Here is a 21,990-nt window from a genome sequence, read left to right as displayed (position 1 = left end):
CACCGACGTGGCAGCAGACAGGGGCCAATATTTTTGGCGAGGGGATCAAGGGAGACTGGAGCGGGTGAAGGGAATCGAACCCTCGTATTCAGCTTGGGAAGCTGCTGCTCTACCATTGAGCTACACCCGCACCCACAAACAAGACATCGGATAGTTCGCGGCGGGTGTCAAGCGCCCGCCGCAGCTCATTATGCGGCGCGAAAGTGCTTGGAGAGCTTCAGCCCCTGCGCCTGATAGTTGGAGCCGAGACCGGTGCCATAAAGGCCTTCCGGTTTCTGCAGCATATGCTCATAAACCAACCGGCCGACGATCTGGCCATGCTCGAGGATAAAGGGCACCTCATGGCTGCGCACTTCCAGCACGGCGCGGCTGCCGGTGCCCCCCGCCTGCGCGTGGCCGAAGCCGGGGTCAAAGAAACCGGCATAGTGCACACGGAATTCGCCCACCAGCGGATCGAAGGGCGTCATTTCGGCCGCATAAAGCGGCGGCACGTGGACGGCTTCGCGCGAAACGAGAATATAGAATTCGTCCGGGTCGAGGATCAGTTCGGCGCGGCCGCGCGCATAGAGCGGTTCCCAGAAATCGAGAACATCGTGCTGGGCCTTCTTGTCGACATCCACCACCGCCGTATGGTGTTTGCCGCGATAACCGATCAGCCCGTTTTCGCCAAATCCCTTGAGGTCGATCGAGAGTGCGATACCACCGCCCGTCACGTTCGGGCTTTCGCTGGCGACCAGCGTTTCCGTCTCGTGCAGTTTCAGAAGCTCGCTTTCATTCAGCAGCGAATGGCCAATGCGGAAACGGATCTGCGACAGGCGCGAGCCACGGCGAACCACAACGGGGAAGGTGCGCGGGCTGATTTCCAGATAGAGCGGACCTGTGTATCCCGCCGGTATCTTGTCGAATTCCTGCGCATTGTCGGTCATGACGCGGGTGAAGATATCGAGGCGACCGGTCGAACTCTTAGGATTGGCCGAGGCGGACATGTCCGCCGGCAGCGCAAGGCTTTCCATCAGCGGAACGATATAGACACAGCCGGTTTCCAGCACCGCGCCCTGGCTGAGATCCACCTCGTGCAGGCTGAGACGATTGAGCTTGTCGATGACCTTGGTTCCGGGGCCGGGCATGAAACTTGCACGAACACGATAGGCCCTGGAGCCAAGCCTGAGGTCGAGGCTGGCGGGCTGCACCTGATCGACATCGAGATCGGCCTCGCTTTTCAGCTTGCCGCCTGCAAACAGCGCGCGGATTGCGCCATCCGCCAAAATGCCCGTGGTTCTCATCATGGTCGTCATTCCTTTTTACGGCGACAAAACCAAAAGGAAAGCATTGACGCAAGCCGGTAACGGCAGTATGGCAAGCTTATCCCGTGGTGATTTGGCCGGTCGGCTTGCAGCCACGTTAAACAAGTGGCTAAAAAGACCGGGTGCTAGGAACCGGTCTGCTTTTGCGGCCGGTTTTTTTGTTTTGAAGGTGATCACATGAGCAATAAATGGCGCCCGGCAACCCAGCTCGTTCACGGCGGTACGCTACGCTCCCCTTACGGTGAGACGTCGGAAGCGATTTATCTGACCCAAGGCTTCGTCTACGAAAACTCTGAAGCAGCCGAAGCGCGCTTCAAGGGTGAAACCGACGGCTTTATCTACGCCCGATACGCCAGCCCGACCAATGACATGTTCGAAAAGCGCATGTGCCTGCTGGAAGGCGCTGAAGACGCCCGCGCACTTGCTTCGGGCATGGCCGCCGTCACCGCCGCCATCATGTGTCAGCTGCGCGCCGGCGACCATATCGTTGCCGCCCGTGCCCTCTTCGGCTCCTGCCGCTGGGTGGTTGAAACGCTCGCGCCGAAATATGGCATCGAATGCACGCTGATCGACGGACGTGATCTCGGCAACTGGGAAAAGGCAATCCAGCCAAACACCAAGCTGTTTTTCCTCGAAAGCCCAACCAATCCGACACTCGAAGTGGTGGATATCGCCGGCGTGGCGAAGCTTGCCAACCAGATCGGTGCGAAAGTGGTCGTTGACAATGTCTTCGCCACACCGCTTTTCCAGAAGCCGCTCGAACTCGGCGCCCATATCGTCGTTTATTCGGCCACCAAACATATTGACGGCCAGGGTCGCTGCCTCGGCGGCGTGATCCTTTCCGACAAGAAGTGGATTGAGGAAGAGCTGCAGGATTATTTCCGCCACACCGGCCCGGCCATGTCGCCGTTCAATGCCTGGACGCTTCTGAAGGGCATCGAGACGCTGCCGCTGCGCGTGAAGCAGCAGACGGCCAATGCCTCGAAGATCGCGGACTTCCTGGCCGATAGCGCTAAGGTCGCCAAGGTCATCTATCCCGGCCGCGCCGATCACCCGCAGGCCGACATCATTGCACGGCAGATGTCCGGTGGTTCGACGCTGGTGGCTTTCGAATTGAAGGGCGGCAAGGAAGCGGCCTTCAAGCTGCAGAACGCGCTTGAGATCGTGAAGATTTCCAACAATCTGGGCGATGCCAAGAGCCTCATCACCCATCCCGGCACCACGACGCACAAGAACCTCACAGACGAGGCACGGGCGGAACTCGGTATCTCCGGCGGCACTTTGCGCCTTTCCTGCGGCATCGAGGATACGGACGATCTGCTGGAAGATCTGGCAAAGGGTCTGGCAGCTGTTTCGGCCTGACATTCATTCAATAAGCGACGTGGCCCCGCGGGAACGCCGGGCCATGTCGCGTTTGATGGCCTCGAAAGCCAGTATCAGGCAACCATTATTTACCTTTTCCGTTATCCCTAACGGTAAAAAACAGCGCAACGGGAGACAGCTCCTGCCCCTCAAGTCATTCATTTTCTTGACGATAGCCAGAGCCTATAGTGTAGGATAAGCGGGCAGGGAAAATATCGAGGTGTGGCGCGTATGTATCGTGCTCTGACAAGGGATATCGAGGTGACGGTTGATCCGTATTATCTCGAAGAACAATCCGACCCGGATGACGACCGCTACGTCTGGGGCTACAAGGTCGTGATCGCGAATAACTCGGATGTTCCCGTTACTCTCGTCAATCGCTATTGGCATATCACTGACCAGAACGGTCAGGTGGACGAAGTCTACGGACCGGGTGTCGTGGGAGAACAACCGCATCTCAAGCCCGGCGACACCTACGAATATTCCTCCGGCTGCCCGTTGGACACGCCGTCCGGCCTTATGTTCGGACATTACGAGATGGAAACGGAAAGCGGAGAAGTGTTCAACGTCACCATACCCGCTTTTTCGCTGGATTCTCCGGGGCTGATGCGGGTCTTGAACTGACCCGCAGGCCATGAAAAACCGCGCCTTTGCAGGCGCGGCCCTTATTCAGGCGTTTTCAAATTCGCTGACATCGTAGCGATAAGTGGTCGAGCAGAACTCACAGGTCACGGCAATCGCGCCGTCTTCCTCGCTTGCCTTGATCTCTTCGGCGGTAAAACCCGAGAGCACGCCCTTGATCTTATCCCGCGAGCAGCTGCAGCGATCGAAAATGGACTGCGGATCATAGATGCGCACGCCGCTTTCATGGAACAGCCTGAAGAGGAGACGTTCCACCGGCACCTGCGGATCCGTCAGTTCGTCCGTATCCACGGTGTTCAAAAGCGTCACGGCTTCCGTCCAGGCATCGTCCTCCTGCACATCGTGACCGCCTTCATCGCCATCGCCGCCGTGCAGGTCACGCATACGCAGCCGCTCGGGCGCCTGCGGCAGGAACTGGGCGATAACGCCGCCCGCACGCCAGCCATGACGCGGCTTGCCTTCCCCGTCGCGATCGAAGAATTCGGCCACACCGAGCCGCACACGGGTTGGAAGCTGCTCCGACTGACGGAAATAAACCCCGGCAATGTCTTCCAGCGACGAGCCATCGAGTGGCACGATGCCCTGATAGGGTTGCATGCCCGCGCCCTGATCGATCGTGAAGGCCAGAATACCGTTGCCCAACAATTGTTCCGGCGAAGTCGCCCCTGCCGCAAGCGCCTCCGCCAGCCGCTCCTCATCAAAACGGGCATAAGCGCGCATGCTTTCCGGCGCGGTGAAATCCGCCACCAGCAGGTCCACCGGACCGTCGCCCTTGGTCTGTACCGTCAGCTTGCCGGAAAACTTGAGCGATGTGCCGATCAACGCCGTCAGAACGGTCGCTTCCGCCAGCAGGCGGGCGACCGCAGCCGGGTAATCGTGGCGCTCGAGAATGGCATTCAGCAGCGGACCCACCTGCACGGCGCGGCCGCGCACATCCAGACCTTCGACCTGAAAGGGCACGACCTTGTCGTCGCCAGCAAAATCGAGATCGTCCAGTTCAACCGTTACATCTGCCATGTCATACTCCTTGGCGCAGCCGTGGCGCCGCTACCGTCCAAAAGTCCGGCTTTCGAAATGTGCTTTTTCCGCTTGTCGCACAGAGACCCGGGAAGAGAAACCGCTTCCGGGGAAAAACGTGCAAATCGTGACGATGGCCCGCCAGAAAACCGACGAGCCTCTTCGAAGTCCAACAGATGGTAATCGCTGCCGAGAAGTTCAAGCACCCGCCCGACGTTGATCAAACGGGTGATATTTTCAGATGACGCCCATGCACCAGGCGATGATGGATTTCTGCGCGTGGAGGCGGTTTTCCGCCTCGTCGAAGACCACCGATTGCGGGCCGTCGATCACCGCATCCGTCACCTCTTCGCCGCGGTGAGCCGGGAGGCAATGCATGAACAGCGCGTCTTTTTCCGCCTTGGCCATCAGGGCTTCATTGACCTGATAGGGCTGGAAGATGTTGTGGCCGCGCGCCTTGTGTTCCTGATTCATGGAGACCCAGGTATCGGTGACGACGCAATCAGCGCCCGCCACCGCCTTGTCGGCATCGTGGCACAACATTATCTCGCCGCCATTGTTGCGGGCCCAGTTCAGGAACTTGTCATGCGGTTCGGAGCCCATCGGCACTGCCATCGTCATGCGGTAACCGAAACGGGCCGAGCCCTCCACGAAAGAATGCAGGACATTATTGCCGTCCCCTGTCCACGCAATCGTCTTGCCTTTGACCGGACCGCGATGTTCTTCGAAAGTCATGATGTCAGCCATGATCTGGCATGGATGCGTGTCATCCGTCAGGGCGTTGATGACAGGCACTGTCGCATGTTCGGCAAGCTCGAGCAGGCGCGAATGATCTGTCGTGCGGATCATGATGGCGTCAACGTAACGCGACAGCACCTTTGCCGTATCACCGATGGTTTCCGCGCGGCCGAGCTGCATTTCCGTACCAGAGAGGAAAAGCGTCTCGCCGCCAAGCTGGCGCATCCCCACATCGAAGGAGACGCGGGTCCGCGTGGATGGCTTTTCGAAGATCATGGCCAGCATCTTGCCGGCAAGCGGTTTTTCCGCCGTTCCGGCCTTGGTGGCCGCCTTGCGTTCGCGGGCATCGTCGAGAATTACCCGCAGGTCCTGCGAGCTGACGGCCGACAGGTCGAGAAAATGTTTAGGTGAAGCCATTTCAAACTGTCCCATGCTTGCGAGCCCCAGGAAAGAGGCCCGCCCTTCAGTGTTTCCTCAGGCGATTTTTGCCTGTTTCGCTGTGAGGGAAGCGGCGGCCGCTTCCACGCGTGCCAGCCCCTCACGGGCTTCCTCCGCCGTGGTGACGAGCGGCGGCAGGAGACGAATGACATTATCGCCCGCTGGTACGCCCAGCAGATGCTCGGCGCGCATGGCCTGCAAGAGCTCGCCCGACGGCACCTTGGCCTTGATGCCGAGAAGCAGGCCTTCGCCACGGATTTCCTCGATAACGTCAGGATAACGGTCCTTCAGCGAAGCAAGGCCCTGGCGGAAAACCAGCGCGACATCACGAACCTTTTCCAGAAAGCCGTCAGAGAGGACGACATCAAGCACGGCATTACCGACTGCCATGGCCAGCGGATTACCGCCATAGGTGGTGCCATGCACGCCCGCCGTCATGCCGGAAGCGGCATCAGCCGTTGCAAGGCATGCGCCCAGCGGAAAACCACCGCCGATGCCCTTGGCAACCGCCATGATATCGGGGGCGACACCAGTGTGTTCATAGGCAAAGAGCTTACCCGTGCGGCCAACGCCCGTCTGCACCTCATCGAAAATCAGCAGCAGACCGTGTTCGTCACAAAGCGACCGCAGTAACTGCAGGAATTCCTTGCTGGGTGCGCGAATACCGCCCTCACCCTGAATGGGCTCGATCAGAAGCGCTGCCGTCTCGGCCGTGATGGCGGCTTTCAGCGCATCGACATCACCGAAAGGTACTTGGTCAAAGCCTTCGACCTTGGGGCCGAAACCTTCGAGATATTTCTGCTGGCCGCCGGCTGCGATCGTTGCAAGCGTACGACCATGGAAGGCGCCTTCGAAGGTGATAATCCGGAACTTTTCCGGGTGGCCCTTGGAATAATGATAACGACGCGCGGTCTTGATTGCACATTCCAGTGCTTCCGCGCCGGAGTTGGTGAAGAAGACCTTGTCTGCGAACGTTTCCTCCGTCAGGCGCTTGGCAAGCTTTTCCTGGCCCGGAACTTCATAAAGGTTCGAGACATGCCAGACCTTTTCGGCCTGCGTCTTGATCGCGTCGACAAGATGTGGGTGGGCATGGCCCAGCGAATTGACGGCAACGCCGGCCGCAAAATCGAGATATCGCTCGCCGCTTTCCGTGTACAGCCAGACGCCCTCGCCTCGCTCGAAGCGGAGGGGGGCTCTTGCAAATGTATCGAACAATGGCGCGGCGGCTTCGGCCATGGCTGTATCACTCCTTGCGCGGATGCGCTGTCAGACGGTTGTCAATAGGCTTCGAGGGTTATCCCTCGCCTGAAAATCAAAAATGCCGCCTCGCGGCGGCAGGGGCACTATTGTCACTTCGCTTGCCGATGTCAACAAAAGTCCGTATTTCCTAGGCTTCTCAAGCCCTAGTAGGTGGCAGGTCGCGAGGCCCAAGGTGTTGCCTTTCTGACTCAACTCGCCAGCAAGTTGGGGAAAACCGGAAAATCGATTCGAGATGATTCCCGCGACTCTTGCCACGGAGTCTGCGTGGCACTAGGTTAATCGCTAATTACTAGACTGCATTGCGGCGGAACTAGTCACCAAAAATCAGGCAGAAACCACGCTCGCGGCATGCCCGCGAGACGGAGAAGGATTCTGTCGAAATACACGCGAAAAGCGGAGAAGCGGCATGAACTGGACAGACGAGCGGGTCGAGAAACTCAAGAAATTGTGGGCCGAAGGACTGAGCGCCAGCCAGATAGCAGCTCAGCTGGGCGGCGTCAGCCGCAATGCCGTGATCGGCAAGGTCCATCGTCTTAATCTGCCCGGACGCGTCAAGGCTGGCGGCCCGGTGACGTCGGCGCGTTCTGCGCCCAAGCGGACTGCTGCACCTGCCCCGCGCACGGCGAATTTCGCTGGCCGCGTCAACGCTGCACCTGCTCGGATCCTGACCCGCTCCAACGCGGCGACCGCTCTTCAGGAAGAGGTCGGCATCGAAACCGCTGAAATTCTCGATTACGTTCCTTCCAGAAACGTCGTTACTCCGATCTCCCGCCGGCTGACGCTGACGGAACTGACGGAGCGCACCTGCAAGTGGCCGGTCGGCGACCCCCTGAAAGACGATTTCCATTTCTGCGGCTGTGAAGCGCTGGAATCGTCACCTTATTGCAAATTCCATGCGAAACTCGCCTACCAACCGGTCAGCGAACGCCGCAAGGCTTGAGTGTTGCGGCACACATTTGACACTCAAAAACTACGGGCCTTCGGGCCCGTTTTTTTTGTGACAAAATACCGCGCTTCCCGGACAGCGACAGCAGAACATCAAGGCTTATTCATCGTCGTCGGGTTTCGCCCCTCAATCGAATTTCGGTGGACTCTCAACCGCTCGTCAAAGGGATGAAATTATCGTGCTTGCGGAAGGTTCAAAATAAAAAGGCCCGACACCAGACCGGTTTCGGGCCTTTTCATTTTGGCGGAACGTCATGCTGAGGGGAACCCTCAGTTCGGTTCCGATCAGGCTTCCATCGAATATCCGGCACCGCGCACGGTGCGGATGACATCCTGCATATGGGAAAAGTTGAGCGCCTTGCGCAGACGTCCGACATGCACGTCAACCGTCCGCTCATCCACATAGATATCGTGACCCCAGACGCCGTCCAGCAATTGCGAACGGGAGAACACGCGGCCCGGAGAGGTCATCAGGAATTCCAGCAGGCGGAACTCCGTCGGACCGAGACGCACCTCGCGGCTTTTGCGGTGAACGCGATGCGTCTCGCGATCCAGCTCGATATCGCCGCACTTCAGCACCGAAGACAGAACCTCCGGACGGGCCCGGCGCAGCATGGCCTTGACGCGGGCCATCAGTTCCGGCGTGGAAAACGGCTTGACCACATAATCGTCCGCGCCGGTGGCGAGGCCGCGAACCCGTTCGCTTTCCTCGCCGCGCGCCGTCAGCATGATGATGGGAAGGCGCTCGGTTTCCGGCCGCATCCTGAGCCTACGGCACAGCTCGATACCGGAAACGCCGGGAAGCATCCAATCCAGGATGAGCAGATCCGGAATACGTTCCTGCAGCCTGATCTCTGCCTCGTCTCCACGGGGTATGGTGTCGACGTCATATCCCTCAGCCTCGAGATTGTAACGAAGCAGGACGCTCAGCGCTTCCTCATCTTCCACAACTGCAATCTTGGGCACCATATGCTAACTCCGCAAGCCGCTGCTTGTCTGTTACTCGGTCACCGAACCGAGCGTGTTGGAACTGTCGTCCTTCGGACGCTCGCCCTCCGGCTGGCTGCCGGTGGTCATGTAATAGATCGTCTCGGCGATGTTGGTGGCATGGTCACCGATGCGCTCGATATTCTTGGCGCAGAACAGAAGATGCGTGCAGGTGGTGATGTTGCGCGGATCTTCCATCATGTAGGTCAGAAGCTCGCGGAAGAGCGAGGTATACATGGCGTCGATTTCCTCGTCGCGCTCGCGAATGGCATTGGCCTTTTCGGCGGAACGTGTCGAATAGACGTCAAGGACTTCTTTGAGCTGTACCAACGCCAGCTCCGACAGGTGCTCTATGCCGCGGGCGAGTTTGCGCGGCACGCCCGTTCCGGCCACCGCGATGACACGCTTGGCAGTATTCTTGCCGAGGTCGCCAACGCGCTCGAGGTCCGCTGCAATACGCAGCGTGCCGATGATCTCGCGAAGGTCTGCCGCCATCGGCTGGCGCTTCGCAATGGTGACGATGGCCTTGTCGCCGATCTCTCGCTCGGAATGATCGAGGATAGCGTCATCGGAAATGACCTTCTGGGCAAGCGCGGCGTCGGAATTGACGAGCGCACGCACGGCGTCGGCACACATCTGCTCGGCGAGACCACCCATCTCGGCGATGCGTCGCGTCAGGAACTTCAGTTCGTCATCATAAGCAGACAGAATATGCGAATGGGTCGTTGTCTGGTTCACGGTCTATTCCTCCGGCTTGGCCTTGCATGCGACCGCCCGAAGCGGGGCCGCAGCGGCACCAGTCTTGTTGGGTTGCGATAAAGCGCCGGCCGCGATCAGCCGAAGCGGCCCATGATGTAATCCTGCGTGCGCTGGTCATCCGGATTGGTGAACATCTTGTCGGTTTCATTTTCCTCGACAAGGTGACCGAGATGGAACATGGCCGTACGCTGGGAAACACGTGCCGCCTGCTGCATGGAGTGCGTGACGATAACAATCGTGTAATTGGTGCGCAGTTCGTGGATCAGTTCCTCGACCTTGGCAGTGGCGATCGGATCCAGCGCCGAGCAGGGTTCGTCCATCAGGATCACTTCCGGGCTGACGGCAACGGCGCGTGCAATGCACAGGCGCTGCTGCTGACCGCCGGAAAGACCGGTGCCGGATTCGTGCAGGCGATCCTTAACCTCGTTCCAGAGACCCGCCTTCTGAAGGCTCTGCTCAACGATCTGGTCCATATCCGCCTTGTTGCGGGCGAGACCGTGAATGCGTGGACCGTAGGAAATGTTTTCGTAGATCGACTTCGGAAAAGGGTTTGGCTTCTGGAACACCATGCCGACGCGGGCGCGCAACTCCACGACGTCAATCGCCTGATCATAGATATCGTCGGCGTCGAGCGTGATCTTGCCCGTGACCCGGCAACCGTCGATCGTGTCGTTCATACGGTTCAGGGTACGCAGGAAGGTGGATTTGCCGCAGCCGGACGGGCCGATAAGCGCGGTTACCGTATTTTCGCGAACGTTGAGGTTCACGTCGTAAAGCGCGCGCTTTTCGCCGTAATAAACCGAAACGTCCTTGCCGATCATCTTGTATGAGACTTCATTCATTTTCTTGTCCAGCGCCTTTTCAACTGCTGCTTCCGACAACATGTTCATTGCTCAATCTCCCTTTACCAGCGCCGTTCGAAGCGGCGACGCAACAGGATTGCGCCAACATTCATGACGATGAGGAACAAAAGCAGGATGATGATAGCGCCTGAAGTCCTTTCGACAAAGGCGCGCTCCGCTTCATTCGCCCACATGTAAATCTGCACCGGCAGGGCCGTGGACGGGTCCATCGGCGTTGTCGGGTAATTTGCTACGAATGCCACCATGCCGATCAGCAGCAGCGGCGCAGTTTCGCCCAGCGCGTGTGCGAGGCCGATGATGGTGCCGGTGAGGATGCCGGGCATGGCGAGCGGCAGCACGTGGTGGAAGATCGTCTGCATCTTGGAAGCGCCGAGACCCAGGGCGGCGGCGCGGATTGACGGCGGCACGGCTTTCAGGGCAGCGCGGGTCGCAATGATGATCGTCGGCAGGGTCATCAGCGTCAGGACGAGGCCGCCGACCAGCGAGGCCGAGCGCGGAAAGCCCATGAAGTTGATGAAGACGGAGAGGCCGAGCAGACCATAAACGATCGAGGGAACAGCCGCGAGATTGTTGATGTTCACCTCGATGAGATCAGTCAGACGGTTCTTCGGAGCAAACTCCTCAAGGTAGATCGAAGCCGCAACACCGATCGGCAGCGACAGCACCAGCACGATCAGCATCATGTAGAAGGAGCCAATCAGCGCCACGCCGACACCCGCCGCTTCCGGACGGCTCGAGGCGCCGTTGATGAAGATGCCGGTATTGAAATGCTTGCCAAGCTGCCCGCTTTCGGCGAGCTGGTTCATCCAGCCGAGCTGCTGGTTCGAGATACGGCGATTGGCTTCATCCGCCGTCAGATCGACCTGGCCCTTGAAGGCGCTGTCGACGTCGCCCGAGGCCAGCAGCGTCACCGTGCGGGTGGTGCCGATAACGGCGGGGTCGGCAACGACGATATCGCGAAGCTGCGTACGTACGCTATCGGAGATCAGAAGGTTGACGGCGCGAAGACCGGTGCGGTCCGTTGGCGCGACGCCCAGAACCTTGGCAACCGCATCACGGGCAAGAACGGGATAATTGGCCGTCATAAGCTTGGCCGGATTGGTGGCACGCTCGTTCTTGGGATCGATGATCTGTTCGGAGAACTCAACCGGAACGGTGATCATCGTCTGCTGGAACGCGGTGTAACCCTTGGAGACAACCGAGAAAAGCAGAAGGAAGAGAAAGATGAGGCCGAAGGAAATCGCTGCCATGCCATAAGCACGGAAACGGCGTTCGGCGGCATAACGGCGCTTGATGCCGATATCACGACGCGTCGCCTTGACGGCGTTCGCACCAGCTGCGGGAGAGGCGATGTCGGTCATTCATATTGCTCCCGGTATTTGCGCACGATGTAAAGCGCGTAGATATTCAGGCAAAGCGTGATGGCGAAAAGCGTGATGCCAAGCGCAAAGGCAACCAGCGTCTGCGGTGAGGTGAATTCAAGGTCGCCCGTCAACTGGCTGACGATCTTGACCGTCACCGTGGTCATGGGCTCGAAGGGATTAAGCTGCAGTCGAGCAGCGACACCTGCCGCCAGAACCACGATCATGGTTTCGCCGATGGCGCGCGAGGCCGTCATCAGCACGGCGCCGACGATGCCGGGAAGAGCAGCCGGAAGAATGACCCTCTTGATGGTTTCGGAGCGCGTTGCGCCAAGTCCGAGCGAACCATCGCGCAGCGAACGCGGCACGGCGGTGATGATGTCATCCGACAGCGACGACACATAGGGGATCAACATGATACCCATGACGAAGCCGGCGGTGATGACACTCTGCGCCTGGATGAAGTTGGCGTAGTTACCCGTCGCCAGCCCGTTGATCTGCGCAGAAATGTCTCTGAGGAAAGGACCAACCGTCGTCAGCGCGAAAAAGCCGTAGACGATGGTGGGAATGCCGGCGAGCACCTCGAGCAGCGGTTTTGCCACCGAGCGCAGGCGGGGTGACGCATATTCCGACATATAGATCGCCGAAAACAGTCCGACGGGCACGGCAACCAGCATGGCGACGAAGCCGATATAAAGTGTGCCGGCAAGCAGCGGGATCAGGCCGAACTGTCCCGATGAATCGGTCGCACCGGCAGCCGCAAAACGCGGATCCCACACCGTGCCGAAGAAGAACTGGTGAGCCGGAACCATGTTGAAGAACTGGATCGCTTCCGTCAGCATCGACAGAACGATGCCGATCGTTGTCAGGATAGCGATGGAAGATGCGACAAGAAGAGCGCCGAGAATGACCTTTTCGACCTTGTTGCGCGCCCGGAAGCGCGGTGCAATCGCCCGCAGCGCATAGGTGGCGCCGCCAAGCGCGGCCAGCAGCACGACAGCGATCATCGCAAGACGGCTCGTGGCGGTCATGGTGTTCAGCGTTTGGGCGGCGTCAACCATGAACCGTTCCGGATCACCGGCAATCGCCACGCCCTTGGATGCAAGCAGAGGCCTCACCGCGCTTGTGTCCGCATCGACCTGCGCCGTTTCTTCCGGTGTCAGCCGCTGAAGGCCGCGGGCGATAGAGGTTACCATGCCGTAGGTCAGGCTCTGCTGCGCCTCGGATTGCGCCCGGATGTCTTCCGGGAAATCGCCGCGGACCGCTGACGTCACGATGAGCGGGCTGATAATCAGCCAGACGCTGAGAATGAACGCCGCGGGCAGTACCGCCCAGACGACCGCGTATGAACCGTGATAACCGGCTCGGGAATGCATGCTGGAAGGACGCCCACCAGACAGGGCAACGGCACGGCGGCTGCCGAGCAGATAACTGCCGATGCCGATCAGCGCCAGTATCAGCAAAAGGATCGATGTGTTCATTAGAGTTCCCTCGGCGTGCCGCAGGAGCACGGTGCGATATAGGGCAAATCAAAAAGTCATCAAAACGAGACCGCTGGACCATCCCGGAATGCCTGCCAAGTGACTGTATCAAAGTCCGGCAAGCGTCAAGGTTGATACATCCTATCCATCTGTAATCCATAGACAATCATGTGGACGACGATGAATAGGAACTGTCAACCGGAGACATTCGCCCAAGCGGAGAGGCACCGGATGGTATGAGGGGCGCGGCAGGCCGCACCCCTCCTTCTTCATTACATCGTGGAACCGGCCGAGAACTTGGCACGGATTTCTTCGCGCTCTGCGTCCGGAGCGGCAACCAGGCCGTAATTTGCGAGCGGGGAATCCGGGCCGATCATTTCGTCGGAAACGAAGAACTCGACATATTCCTTAAGGCCCGGGATAACGCCCAGGTGAGCCTTCTTCACGTAGAAGAACAGCGGGCGGGAAACCGGGTACTTGCCGCTGGCAACGGTTTCAGTGGACGGAACAACGCCCGAAACGGTTGCGACCTTCAGGCGGTCGGCGTTGTTTTCATAGAAAGCGAGGCCGAAGACGCCGAGGCCGGTCTTGTTGGCGTCGATGCGAGCGAGCGTCTCGGTGTAGTCGCCGTCGATGTCGACTGCAGCGCCGTCCTTACGGACTGCTACGCACTTGGCAGCAGCCTGCTTGGCGTCGGTGATCAGCGTCTTGATGACGTCGGTCGCCTTGGCTTCCTTGCAGCCGTCAGCCATGATCTTCTCTTCGAAGACTTCGCGGGTGCCGTGCTTGGAACCCGGGATGTAAGCGGCGATCGCTACATCCGGCAGTTCCTTGTTGATTTCCGACCACTTCTTATAGGGGTTGGCAACGAGCTTGCCGTCCTTGACGATTTCAGCGGCGAGAGCGAGGTAAAGGTCCTTCGGCTCAAGCTTGATGTCCTTGTTGGAAGAATCCATTGCGAAGACGATACCGTCGTAACCGATCTTCACTTCCTGAACGTCGGTAACGCCAGCAGCCTTACAGGCGGCCAGTTCGTCGCTCTTGATCTTGCGCGATGCGTTGGCGACGTCGATGGTGCCTTCGCCCACGCCCGAGCAGAACGCCTTCAGACCGCCACCCGTGCCGCCCGACTCGACGACCGGAGCCTTGAAGTTCGGGAAGGTTTCGGCAAAAGTCTCGGCAACGATCTTGGCATAAGGCAGAACCGTGGAGGAACCGGCAACCTGGATCTGGTCGCGAGCAGCGGCGGCGCCAGCGAAGGCGACAGAAGCCACCAGAGCTGCTGCGGAAAATTTAACGAAGTTCATTTGTCTCTCCCGTCGTGGGCTTGTTTGTGGACGCAGCCGATAGCGGCACTCGCTCTTAGCATGCGCTCGGCGACCTCTTCTTAACCACCGTAGCCCCATCCTTTTATGTCACTTCGATGAAAGATTTGTGACAAGCTAACTAATTGGTTTAAATGCAAATTTACGTGATATTTTGTATGTACGGGTATTTATGTCAGAATCTTACGGTAAAATCCGTGCCGCTGCCCAGTTCAGATTTAATGATGAGCCGAGCGCGGTGGCGGGTGAGAATGTGCTTGACGATGGCAAGACCAAGCCCCGTTCCCTTTTTGGAGCGGCTGTCGGCGACGCTGACGCGATAAAACCGTTCCGTCAGCCGCGGCACATGTTCGGCCGGTATGCCCGGCCCCCGGTCGACGACGCTCACCTCTACCGGCTTGCCGGGCTCAGCCCGCAGCCAGACATCAACAATCTTGCCTTCCTGGCCGTATTTGCATGCATTTTCCACGAGGTTCTGGAATACCTGCACCAGTTCGTCGCGATCTCCCTGCACCTCCGCAGGACCATCCGGCAGATGCAGGGTGATATCGACATCGAGTTCGTTGGCAAGCGGCAGAAGCGTATCGCGCACATGACCTATGACGGGAACGAGATCGACCTTCTGATCCGGCGCGATATTGGCGCGCAGCTCCAGCCTCGAAAGGGACATGAGGTCATCCACGAGCCTGCTCATGCGGGTTGCCTGATCGAGCATGATGGCGAGGAAACGCTCCTGCGCCTTGGGATCGTTGCGTGCCGGCCCCTGCATGGTTTCGATGAAACCGCGCAGGGAAGCCAGCGGAGTGCGCAGTTCATGGCTGGCATTGGCGACGAAATCGCTGCGCATGCGGTCGATGCGGCGAAGTTCCGAGACATCGCGGAATGACAGGATGTAGAAAAGCGGGCCCGCCCCCTCGCCCATATCCGCACGGGCGATACGGACGATGAAGACCCGTTCCGAGGGGAAACGCTCGGAATGTTCGACCTGATTGGGCTCACCGGTGGTTATGGTTTCGCGAATGACATCCAGCAGGCCCGGCGAGCGCAGCCTTGCGGAAATATGCGCCCCGGCGGGAAGCTGACCAAACGCCCGTTCGGCCGCGCCGTTCTGAAACAGCACGCTGGCATTCTTATCGAGAATGAAAACGGGCGTATCCAGCACGGCAAGGCCCGCCCTGACGCCGGAAATGACACTTTCAGCCGGAACATCAGGCTCATCCACCTGTCCGGCCGCATTTTTGGCCTTTTCGGAAAAGGCCGGTTTTTCGCGAACGGCCAGAATGGCGATGACCGCGCAGAGCCAGAGGACGGCCGGCATATAGGGCGTGTGCAACTCGGAAACTGCCACGATGGCGAGCATGCTGACGACGAGCACGGGCAGCCAGTTCCGGCCAAGCTTCTTTGCCAAAAGCCTTAATCCACCATCGCCTTCCATGACTGCCATTTCAGCCTGCTTTCCACTCTCGCTCGACAGCGCATCGAAATCTCATAGGCCAGCTTCATGACAGAGATTCATCACCGCATATTTTCCACAGCGTATATGTGCAAATTCCACGCTGCAATCGTCACACCGCCACAGCTTTCTCAAGCAATCCTCTTTCGCTTGAATTCTGCCGGGCGATGTGAACTCATTGGCGGCGAGTTGCCTTTACACAACAACAGCCGGAGGAAACCATGGCCGATGAAACGAAGAAGCGGACAGTTGAGATTACCGTTGGCGGAAAGCTGCGCAGCTTTGACATCGACGATCCGGTTCTTCCCGACTGGGTGGAGGAGAACAAGCTCTCGGCCGGCAATTTTCCCTATGACAAAAAAATGAAGCGCGAGGAATACGATGCCGCGCTGGAGGCGCTGCAGATCGAGCTTGTGAAGGTCCAGTTTTGGCTCCAGGCCACAGGCAAGCGGGTCATGGCAGTTTTCGAGGGCCGCGATGCGGCCGGCAAGGGCGGCGCCATCTTCGCGATCCGCTCTTATCTCAACCCACGCTATGCCCGCGTCGTGGCGCTGACCAAGCCGACGGAAACCGAGCGTGGGCAATGGTATTTCCAGCGCTATATCTCGCATTTTCCCACGGCAGGCGAACTGGTTCTGTTCGATCGCTCCTGGTACAATCGGGCCGGAGTGGAACCGGTGATGGGTTTCTGCACCCCCGAGGAACATAAGCGCTTCCTCAAGGAAACGCCGCGCCTGGAAAAGATGCTCGCCCACGAGGACATCCACTTTTTCAAGTTCTGGCTCGATATCGGACGGGAAACGCAGATCGACCGTTTCCACGATCGCCGCCATAGCCCGCTGAAGTGCTGGAAACTCTCGGACATGGACATAGCCGCGCTGACGAAGTGGGACGACTACACGCAAAAGCGCGACGAGATGCTGGAAAAGACCCATACAGATGTCGCGCCCTGGACGGTGGTACGCGCCAATGACAAGCGCCGGGCCCGGGTCAATCTCATCCGCCACATTCTCAATTCGCTGGACTATGAAGGCAAGGACAAGAAGGCGATCGGCGAGATCGACAATAAGATATTGGGGGCGGGGCCGAATTTTCTCGGAAAAGCCGAAGGGAAATGAGGAGAGCCGCCTTTGGCGGCTGCTCGTACCTTTTTACTGACCTGGCAGGATACGCACGGAATAAAGGTTGACCGGGCGGCCGCTGCCATCGATATCGCTGTTGATGAAAATCCTGCCCGGCGCGTTGGGGGCCAGCGAACGCTCGAATGTCGCGTTCAGCAGCATGTCGGCGCGCTCGGCCGTGGCCGTAAAGCGGTGGCGCGAACAATCGCCCAAGGTAGCGAAATCGCATGCGACGGACACCTGTGTCTGCCGGTCACTGGAAGATTGCAGGGTAATGGATATGGTCGAGGATTTCCCGGCCATGTCCCGCATCACTTCGACTGGAACCTCGATGCTGACGGCGCCATCCTGCGCCACGCTTCTCGACGTCACCCGAATTGCCTTGCCGGCGGGCGTTGCGATATTTTCGACATTGGCGCGTGGACCTGCCGAAACTCCGGAATTACCGCGCTCGGCATTAAAAACCTCGACCCAGTCGTCCGAAAAGCCACGCCCGGCCGATAGGCTCGGGGCGGGTTCGGCGCCATTAAAGTCCTCTGCCTGCACCTGCGCCGGCGGATTGGGCACGCTGGTATCCCGCTGTTCCGGAGAGAGCAGGACACCCGAGGAATAGGCCCACCAGGCGCCGAAACCGACAAAGGCCAGAAGCGTGACATAGATGAAAAGCCGGGCAAAAAGCCCGCGGCGCTTGCGGCGACCAACAGCACCTTCGGGGCGGAAGGCGAGCGATGCGTCAGCCGCGCTGGAACCTCTCCTCGATGGTTTTCCGCCGCGCCGACCTGGTCGGGGGGATTCCGGAGCCGTGGCGGCACCGGGTCGCGCATCGCGCGTTTCACCGCGCAGTTCCGGCTCGACAGCCACTTCATCCCGATGGGGCGGCTGCGAAACGGGATCGACGGAATCATCATCCTGCGCCGCTCTTTCCTCCACGGGCGGCCGCAATTGCTGCTCCACCCTGTCCAGAAGCCGGTTGCGTTCCTCGTTCTCGATGAGGTGGATCAGGCTTTCAAGCCGCTGGCGCTGCTGGGCAACAATCTGCGGGTCGTCGATGCCCTGCTTGCGCAGGCCCGCTTCCAGCGCCTGACGGGACGATTGATAAATACGTGCACGAACTTCGGCGTTCGATCTGTCCGATTTTTCCAGAGCATTTCTGATTGCCGTTTCCAGTCCGCTCACGACCGATCCTTGTTCTAATGCGCTTTGCAAAATATGCGGCGCTGCGCCATGGGTTCACGATTCGGTAACGGCTATGCCGCCCCTCCGCAAGCATCGTTTGTGATAAAGACCGGATTGTCTTGGGGAAAATCGATCTATTGTGGCGCTACGAACGCAGGTTCGGCGACGCCTCGCGGTACTGTTTTCGCTTCCAATCCGACACCGAACACGATAATGACTTACGTGCGCGTAAACGTAATCTGGGGGAGGAGCCATGCTACCGTCCGTGCTGAAAGACAATCTGCGTCTTCCGGTCATAGCGTCACCATTATTCATCATTTCGCACCCTCAACTGACGCTGGCGCAATGCAAGGCGGGCGTCATCGGCGCTTTCCCGGCGCTGAATGCGCGGCCGGAAAGCCAGCTCGATGAGTGGCTGGCGATGATCACCGAAGAGCTTGACGCGCACAACCGGGCCAACCCGGATCGTCCGGCCGCGCCTTTCGCGGTCAATCAGATCGTGCATATGTCCAACCGGCGACTGGAACATGATCTCGGCCTTTGCGTGAAATATAAGGTCCCGGTGGTTATTTCCTCGCTCGGTGCCGTGCCGGAAGTCAATGCGGCCGTGCATTCCTATGGCGGCATCGTCCTGCACGATGTCATCAACGATCGCCATGCAAGGTCGGCCATCCGCAAGGGCGCGGATGGGCTGATCGCCGTCGCGACGGGCGCCGGCGGCCATGCGGGCACACTTTCTCCCTTCGCCCTCGTGCAGGAAATCCGCGAGTGGTTCGATGGCCCGCTGCTGCTTGCCGGCGCCATTGCCAATGGCGGCTCCATCCTCGCGGCACAGGCGATGGGCGCGGACATGGCCTATATCGGCTCCCCTTTCATCGCCACGCGGGAGGCCCGCGCCTCCGACGCCTACAAGCAGGCAATCGTCGATGCGCATGCCAAAGACATCGTCTATTCGAACTATTTCACCGGTGTTCACGGCAATTATCTGAAAAGTTCGATCGTCGCCTCCGGCCTCGACCCCGACAAGCTGCCGGAAGCGGATCCCTCAAAGATGGATTTCGAATCGGCTTCCGGCGGCGCAAAAGCCTGGAAGGACATATGGGGCGCGGGCCAGGGTATTGGCGCGGTCAAGGCGGTGGAGCCGGTAGCGGCTCTGGTTGATCGGCTGGTCCAGGAATACGAGGTTGCGAGGGGCCGCATCTGCGCCGGAGCCTGATACGCCCTTAAACCTTGGACAGGCAAAGCTTTTTGCGGAAATTTCAAAAGCCACGCATTCAAGGCTTGAAATCCGTCGGCATTGCCTGTATCAGCCCGCCATGAAGCTGATCCGTGACAGACGGATCACAACCGGGCCGCTTTAGCTCAGTCGGTAGAGCACATCATTCGTAATGATGGGGTCACGTGTTCGAGTCACGTAAGCGGCACCATTTTCAAACAAAAATCCATCCCAAAAAGCACGTCCGTGCTTAAGTGAAACCAAACCGCCCCACACACGTTCTCCGGCTGGTCAACAGTCAACCGGAAAGCCTGTCATCGTGGACGTCATTCGTATTCTCATCGCCATCATCCTGCCGCCGGTTGGTGTATTTCTCCAGGTCGGACTGGGGCTGCACTTCTGGCTCAACATTCTTCTGACGCTGTGCGGTTATGTGCCCGGCATCATACACGCGATCTGGGTGATCGTGCGGAGGTGACGTTCCGCATCGCGTGACGATGGAATGTCCGCAATTTTTTAGCACGTGATTAAATTATCATGTGCTTCTGGAACCGCATCTTCTCCTTCACGTTATGGTGATGACATAGACAAGGAGAAAATCATGAACCAGATCATCTACATCGTCGGCCTCGTCGTTATCGTCCTGGCGATCCTTTCGTTTTTCGGCTTCCGCTGATCACCGTTGTCAATTCCATTGCTTGCGCTTATCCTAGGCGGTAGTGACACAGGACAGCGTTCATGGGTTGCTCCGCTGTCGGGTTTGTTTCGGGATCGCGTTGCTCTGGGAGGTGCACGATGAATAACGAGAGATGGACAGAGCCTGTTGAGGTCAATCTGGATGCGAACGGCAAGAGTGTCGTCGCCGGCCCATTCGAAGCACTAACATTGTTGACCGAAGGCTGGCCAAATCGGCGCGGATTGAGTTTCGTGAGAGCCAGAAGTGCCTGCCGCGCTGCACTTGACGGGCGAAAATCGCCGGAGGAAGCGCGTAAGTGCTTCACAGATGCGGTTTCCGACATGCAGAAGAACCCACATTAATACAGAAAAAACGGCTCCTACAGGAGCCGTTTTCGTCAGGCGTTTCCGGCTGAAGATGAGCCGAAAACGCCACAATGCCCATTGGCAAGATTATTGGCCTTACATCCAGTAGGGGGCGACGCCGTAATAGTCGTAGACCTTACGATCCCTTGCGTTCAGCAATTCGTCATCATCGAGATTGGCGAAATGCGGGGCATTTTCGATCTGTTCCTTCGTCAGGTCGATGCGGTAGCCGTCGAGCTCTTCGTCGTAATGCAGCTTTTCCCACGGCAGCGGATAATAATCGTCGCCAATGCCGAGAAAGCCGCCGAAGCTCAACACCGCATAGGCCACGCGGCCGCCGCGCTTCTCAAGAATGATGCGCTGGATCGAGCCGATATGCTTGCCGTCGGCGCCGTAAACGCGGGTGCCTTCCACCTTGTCGCTGGCGATAAGGCTGGGCGTGTCCTTCACATAGGGGTCCTGGCCGGCGCGGGGTTCCTGATGCAACATGATAGTTTCCTCCTTGATTTCCTCAATGGGTCACGTCTGTAAACCCGTCGCCGGAGAAATCGTTCCGGTGCGTTTCAGATGCCGTCAGGGAATTTTTTGGAGAAAGAACGGAACAAAGGGCAGCTACTGGCGGCTCCTCTGCCAGACCGAGGGGGACACCCCGACCATCTTTCGAAAGACGCGGGAGAAGTGCGCCTGATCGGAAAATCCGGCTGCGATGGCGATGTCGGTAAGCCCCATCTCGGTTCGCATCATCAGATCCTTGACCCGATCAATACGCGCCTGCATCTGCCACTGGTGCGGCGGGACGCCGGTGGAGGCCTTGAAGGCATGGCTGAAATGGGATTGCGACAGGTTTGTAAGTTCCGCAAGTTCCTCAAGCCGGATCGACCGAAGGCAATGTTCGCGAATATAATCCGTCGCCGCCCTCAATTGCCAGGCGGCGAGCTTGCTGCGCTTTTTGACCGGCTCCCGCCTCACTTTCAGAAAATCCGTCAGCAGCGCCAGCACGAGGCTCTCGCCATAGAGATCGTGCAGCGGATCGGGATTGTCGCATTCGGCTGCGATCAACCGCGCCAGCGCCAGCAGGCGCTCATCCTCGAACATCAGATGCGGGTCGAGCAAACCGTGCGGATCGAAACCCTGCACCAACCGAGCCCCCAGCAGTCCAGCGTCGAAGTGCAGATCGAGGTGGCGGAGGAAGGAAACGTTGCTCAACTCCGCATGCACATCCAGATCGGCAGGCACGAAGGAAATACGGTTCACCTCGGAGGCAATATACTTGTCGCGGCGGCAGCCGTTCATGACGAACCTGCCATCATCCTTTCCATCCATCTCCAGCAGAAAAACAAAACGCGGGTCCTTGCCGACATAACGTCCACCTGCTTTCGGTGCACAACGCACGTCCCAGAGATCGGCAACGATGCCGTTCCAGACCCTTGAGCGCGGGCCGCCTATAACGGCAAAACCGTCGATCTCATTTTCCATCCGCACGCGGAAAGCCATGGCTTCT

At 58.8% G+C, this 21,990-nt stretch carries 21 protein-coding genes, 2 tRNA genes and 1 riboswitch; of the genes, 8 read left to right on the top strand and 15 right to left on the bottom strand.

Annotation, left to right across the window (positions count from 1 at the left end; all coding sequences use genetic code 11):
• Nucleotides 1-56: 56 nt before the first annotated feature.
• Nucleotides 57-130, bottom strand: a tRNA-Gly gene (locus tag ACZ47E_RS00540).
• A 58-nt stretch (nt 131-188) separates the two neighbouring features.
• Nucleotides 189-1,286, bottom strand: coding sequence for a 2'-deoxycytidine 5'-triphosphate deaminase (locus ACZ47E_RS00535; protein WP_045533194.1), 1,098 nt, complete (start codon nt 1,284-1,286; stop codon nt 189-191).
• A 73-nt stretch (nt 1,287-1,359) separates the two neighbouring features.
• Nucleotides 1,360-1,438, top strand: a riboswitch (SAM riboswitch).
• 43 nt (nt 1,439-1,481) lie between these two features.
• Here ACZ47E_RS00535 and ACZ47E_RS00530 point away from each other — a divergent pair.
• Both ACZ47E_RS00530 and apaG read left to right on the top strand, forming a co-directional pair.
• Complete coding sequence (locus tag ACZ47E_RS00530; RefSeq protein ID WP_107339983.1) at nt 1,482-2,666, top strand: O-succinylhomoserine sulfhydrylase; 1,185 nt, start codon at nt 1,482-1,484, stop codon at nt 2,664-2,666.
• A gap of 231 nt (nt 2,667-2,897) precedes the next feature.
• The gene (gene apaG / locus ACZ47E_RS00525; protein ID WP_006698948.1) at nt 2,898-3,290 is read left to right on the top strand and encodes a Co2+/Mg2+ efflux protein ApaG; all 393 of its coding nucleotides are present in this window, start codon (nt 2,898-2,900) and stop codon (nt 3,288-3,290) included.
• A 45-nt stretch (nt 3,291-3,335) separates the two neighbouring features.
• On the opposite strand, the gene ACZ47E_RS00520 is transcribed toward apaG, so the two are convergent.
• From ACZ47E_RS00520 to ACZ47E_RS00510, 3 genes are all read right to left on the bottom strand, one after another.
• Nucleotides 3,336-4,325 carry an Hsp33 family molecular chaperone gene (locus ACZ47E_RS00520; protein ID WP_035206751.1) on the bottom strand — a complete coding sequence of 330 codons (990 nt, stop codon included), beginning with the start codon at nt 4,323-4,325 and terminating at the stop codon, nt 3,336-3,338.
• 237 nt (nt 4,326-4,562) lie between these two features.
• Complete coding sequence (gene argF, locus ACZ47E_RS00515; protein ID WP_004439776.1) at nt 4,563-5,480, bottom strand: ornithine carbamoyltransferase; 918 nt, start codon at nt 5,478-5,480, stop codon at nt 4,563-4,565.
• Between the two features lie 57 nt (nt 5,481-5,537).
• Entirely contained in the window at nt 5,538-6,737 is a 1,200-nt protein-coding gene (locus tag ACZ47E_RS00510) for an aspartate aminotransferase family protein (RefSeq protein ID WP_004439775.1), read from the bottom strand.
• Nucleotides 6,738-7,167: 430 nt separating this feature from the next.
• Between ACZ47E_RS00510 and ACZ47E_RS00505 the strand changes: the two genes are divergently transcribed.
• On the top strand, nt 7,168-7,701 hold the full coding sequence (locus ACZ47E_RS00505; RefSeq protein ID WP_004439774.1) for a GcrA family cell cycle regulator: 534 nt from the start codon (nt 7,168-7,170) through the stop codon (nt 7,699-7,701).
• A 290-nt stretch (nt 7,702-7,991) separates the two neighbouring features.
• Here ACZ47E_RS00505 and phoB read toward each other — a convergent pair whose 3' ends face one another.
• From phoB to phoR, 7 genes are all read right to left on the bottom strand, one after another.
• Nucleotides 7,992-8,675, bottom strand: coding sequence for a phosphate regulon transcriptional regulator PhoB (phoB, locus tag ACZ47E_RS00500; protein WP_003493692.1), 684 nt, complete (start codon nt 8,673-8,675; stop codon nt 7,992-7,994).
• A 30-nt stretch (nt 8,676-8,705) separates the two neighbouring features.
• Nucleotides 8,706-9,431, bottom strand: a complete 726-nt coding sequence (gene phoU / locus ACZ47E_RS00495; RefSeq protein ID WP_004439770.1) for a phosphate signaling complex protein PhoU — start codon at nt 9,429-9,431, stop codon at nt 8,706-8,708.
• Between the two features lie 95 nt (nt 9,432-9,526).
• Nucleotides 9,527-10,342, bottom strand: a complete 816-nt coding sequence (gene pstB / locus ACZ47E_RS00490) for a phosphate ABC transporter ATP-binding protein PstB (RefSeq protein ID WP_278067200.1) — start codon at nt 10,340-10,342, stop codon at nt 9,527-9,529.
• Nucleotides 10,343-10,356: 14 nt separating this feature from the next.
• Nucleotides 10,357-11,676, bottom strand: coding sequence for a phosphate ABC transporter permease PstA (pstA, locus tag ACZ47E_RS00485; protein ID WP_006698947.1), 1,320 nt, complete (start codon nt 11,674-11,676; stop codon nt 10,357-10,359).
• Nucleotides 11,673-13,157, bottom strand: coding sequence for a phosphate ABC transporter permease subunit PstC (gene pstC / locus ACZ47E_RS00480; protein WP_004439765.1), 1,485 nt, complete (start codon nt 13,155-13,157; stop codon nt 11,673-11,675). The genes pstA and pstC overlap by 4 nt, the downstream gene beginning before the upstream one ends.
• A 272-nt stretch (nt 13,158-13,429) precedes the next feature.
• Nucleotides 13,430-14,464: a substrate-binding domain-containing protein gene (locus ACZ47E_RS00475; protein WP_004439763.1), complete on the bottom strand. Its 1,035-nt coding sequence runs from the start codon at nt 14,462-14,464 to the stop codon at nt 13,430-13,432.
• A gap of 193 nt (nt 14,465-14,657) precedes the next feature.
• Nucleotides 14,658-15,926, bottom strand: coding sequence for a phosphate regulon sensor histidine kinase PhoR (gene phoR / locus ACZ47E_RS00470; protein ID WP_004439761.1), 1,269 nt, complete (start codon nt 15,924-15,926; stop codon nt 14,658-14,660).
• Nucleotides 15,927-16,156: 230 nt separating this feature from the next.
• Here phoR and ppk2 point away from each other — a divergent pair, with 230 nt between their 5' ends.
• A complete protein-coding gene (gene ppk2 / locus ACZ47E_RS00465; protein ID WP_107339978.1) occupies nt 16,157-17,053 on the top strand; it encodes a polyphosphate kinase 2 in 897 nt (298 codons plus the stop codon).
• Nucleotides 17,054-17,086: 33 nt separating this feature from the next.
• Here the strand turns inward: ppk2 and ACZ47E_RS00460 are convergent, their stop codons facing one another.
• Nucleotides 17,087-18,232 carry a hypothetical protein gene (locus ACZ47E_RS00460; protein ID WP_278067199.1) on the bottom strand — a complete coding sequence of 382 codons (1,146 nt, stop codon included), beginning with the start codon at nt 18,230-18,232 and terminating at the stop codon, nt 17,087-17,089.
• A gap of 253 nt (nt 18,233-18,485) precedes the next feature.
• Between ACZ47E_RS00460 and ACZ47E_RS00455 the strand changes: the two genes are divergently transcribed.
• The 4 genes from ACZ47E_RS00455 (at nt 18,486) to ACZ47E_RS00440 (ending at nt 20,486) form a co-directional block, all read left to right on the top strand.
• The gene (locus ACZ47E_RS00455; protein ID WP_278067198.1) at nt 18,486-19,448 is read left to right on the top strand and encodes an NAD(P)H-dependent flavin oxidoreductase; all 963 of its coding nucleotides are present in this window, start codon (nt 18,486-18,488) and stop codon (nt 19,446-19,448) included.
• A gap of 135 nt (nt 19,449-19,583) precedes the next feature.
• Nucleotides 19,584-19,659: transfer RNA gene (locus ACZ47E_RS00450), tRNA-Thr, on the top strand.
• Nucleotides 19,660-19,767: 108 nt separating this feature from the next.
• Nucleotides 19,768-19,926, top strand: a complete 159-nt coding sequence (locus ACZ47E_RS00445; RefSeq protein ID WP_004439740.1) for a YqaE/Pmp3 family membrane protein — start codon at nt 19,768-19,770, stop codon at nt 19,924-19,926.
• 317 nt (nt 19,927-20,243) lie between these two features.
• A complete protein-coding gene (locus tag ACZ47E_RS00440; RefSeq protein WP_072493947.1) occupies nt 20,244-20,486 on the top strand; it encodes a DUF982 domain-containing protein in 243 nt (80 codons plus the stop codon).
• A 99-nt stretch (nt 20,487-20,585) separates the two neighbouring features.
• On the opposite strand, the gene ACZ47E_RS00435 is transcribed toward ACZ47E_RS00440, so the two are convergent.
• Both ACZ47E_RS00435 and ACZ47E_RS00430 read right to left on the bottom strand, forming a co-directional pair.
• Nucleotides 20,586-20,978 carry a PRC-barrel domain-containing protein gene (locus tag ACZ47E_RS00435; protein ID WP_004439734.1) on the bottom strand — a complete coding sequence of 131 codons (393 nt, stop codon included), beginning with the start codon at nt 20,976-20,978 and terminating at the stop codon, nt 20,586-20,588.
• Nucleotides 20,979-21,101: 123 nt separating this feature from the next.
• On the bottom strand, nt 21,102-21,983 hold the full coding sequence (locus tag ACZ47E_RS00430) for a helix-turn-helix domain-containing protein (protein WP_278067197.1): 882 nt from the start codon (nt 21,981-21,983) through the stop codon (nt 21,102-21,104).
• Nucleotides 21,984-21,990: the final 7 nt, after the last annotated feature.

The organism is Agrobacterium sp. 5Ca39 (genome assembly GCF_055382365.1).
Note: the sequence above shows the minus strand (reverse complement) of the source record. Positions and strands in the feature narration are given on the sequence as shown.

Bases quoted from the DNA above. Each gene is read 5' to 3' on its own strand.
- ACZ47E_RS00535 (WP_045533194.1), bottom strand. From the start codon at position 1,286: ATGATGAGAACCACGGGCATTTTGGCGGATGGCGCAATCCGCGCGCTG.
- ACZ47E_RS00530 (WP_107339983.1), top strand. From the start codon at position 1,482: ATGAGCAATAAATGGCGCCCGGCAACCCAGCTCGTTCACGGCGGTACG.
- apaG (WP_006698948.1), top strand. From the start codon at position 2,898: ATGTATCGTGCTCTGACAAGGGATATCGAGGTGACGGTTGATCCGTAT.
- ACZ47E_RS00520 (WP_035206751.1), bottom strand. From the start codon at position 4,325: ATGGCAGATGTAACGGTTGAACTGGACGATCTCGATTTTGCTGGCGAC.
- argF (WP_004439776.1), bottom strand. From the start codon at position 5,480: ATGGCTTCACCTAAACATTTTCTCGACCTGTCGGCCGTCAGCTCGCAG.
- ACZ47E_RS00510 (WP_004439775.1), bottom strand. From the start codon at position 6,737: ATGGCCGAAGCCGCCGCGCCATTGTTCGATACATTTGCAAGAGCCCCC.
- ACZ47E_RS00505 (WP_004439774.1), top strand. From the start codon at position 7,168: ATGAACTGGACAGACGAGCGGGTCGAGAAACTCAAGAAATTGTGGGCC.
- phoB (WP_003493692.1), bottom strand. From the start codon at position 8,675: ATGGTGCCCAAGATTGCAGTTGTGGAAGATGAGGAAGCGCTGAGCGTC.
- pstB (WP_278067200.1), bottom strand. From the start codon at position 10,342: ATGAACATGTTGTCGGAAGCAGCAGTTGAAAAGGCGCTGGACAAGAAA.
- pstA (WP_006698947.1), bottom strand. From the start codon at position 11,676: ATGACCGACATCGCCTCTCCCGCAGCTGGTGCGAACGCCGTCAAGGCG.
- pstC (WP_004439765.1), bottom strand. From the start codon at position 13,157: ATGAACACATCGATCCTTTTGCTGATACTGGCGCTGATCGGCATCGGC.
- ACZ47E_RS00475 (WP_004439763.1), bottom strand. From the start codon at position 14,464: ATGAACTTCGTTAAATTTTCCGCAGCAGCTCTGGTGGCTTCTGTCGCC.
- phoR (WP_004439761.1), bottom strand. From the start codon at position 15,926: ATGGCAGTCATGGAAGGCGATGGTGGATTAAGGCTTTTGGCAAAGAAG.
- ppk2 (WP_107339978.1), top strand. From the start codon at position 16,157: ATGGCCGATGAAACGAAGAAGCGGACAGTTGAGATTACCGTTGGCGGA.
- ACZ47E_RS00455 (WP_278067198.1), top strand. From the start codon at position 18,486: ATGCTACCGTCCGTGCTGAAAGACAATCTGCGTCTTCCGGTCATAGCG.
- ACZ47E_RS00440 (WP_072493947.1), top strand. From the start codon at position 20,244: ATGAATAACGAGAGATGGACAGAGCCTGTTGAGGTCAATCTGGATGCG.
- ACZ47E_RS00435 (WP_004439734.1), bottom strand. From the start codon at position 20,978: ATGTTGCATCAGGAACCCCGCGCCGGCCAGGACCCCTATGTGAAGGAC.
- ACZ47E_RS00430 (WP_278067197.1), bottom strand. From the start codon at position 21,983: ATGGCTTTCCGCGTGCGGATGGAAAATGAGATCGACGGTTTTGCCGTT.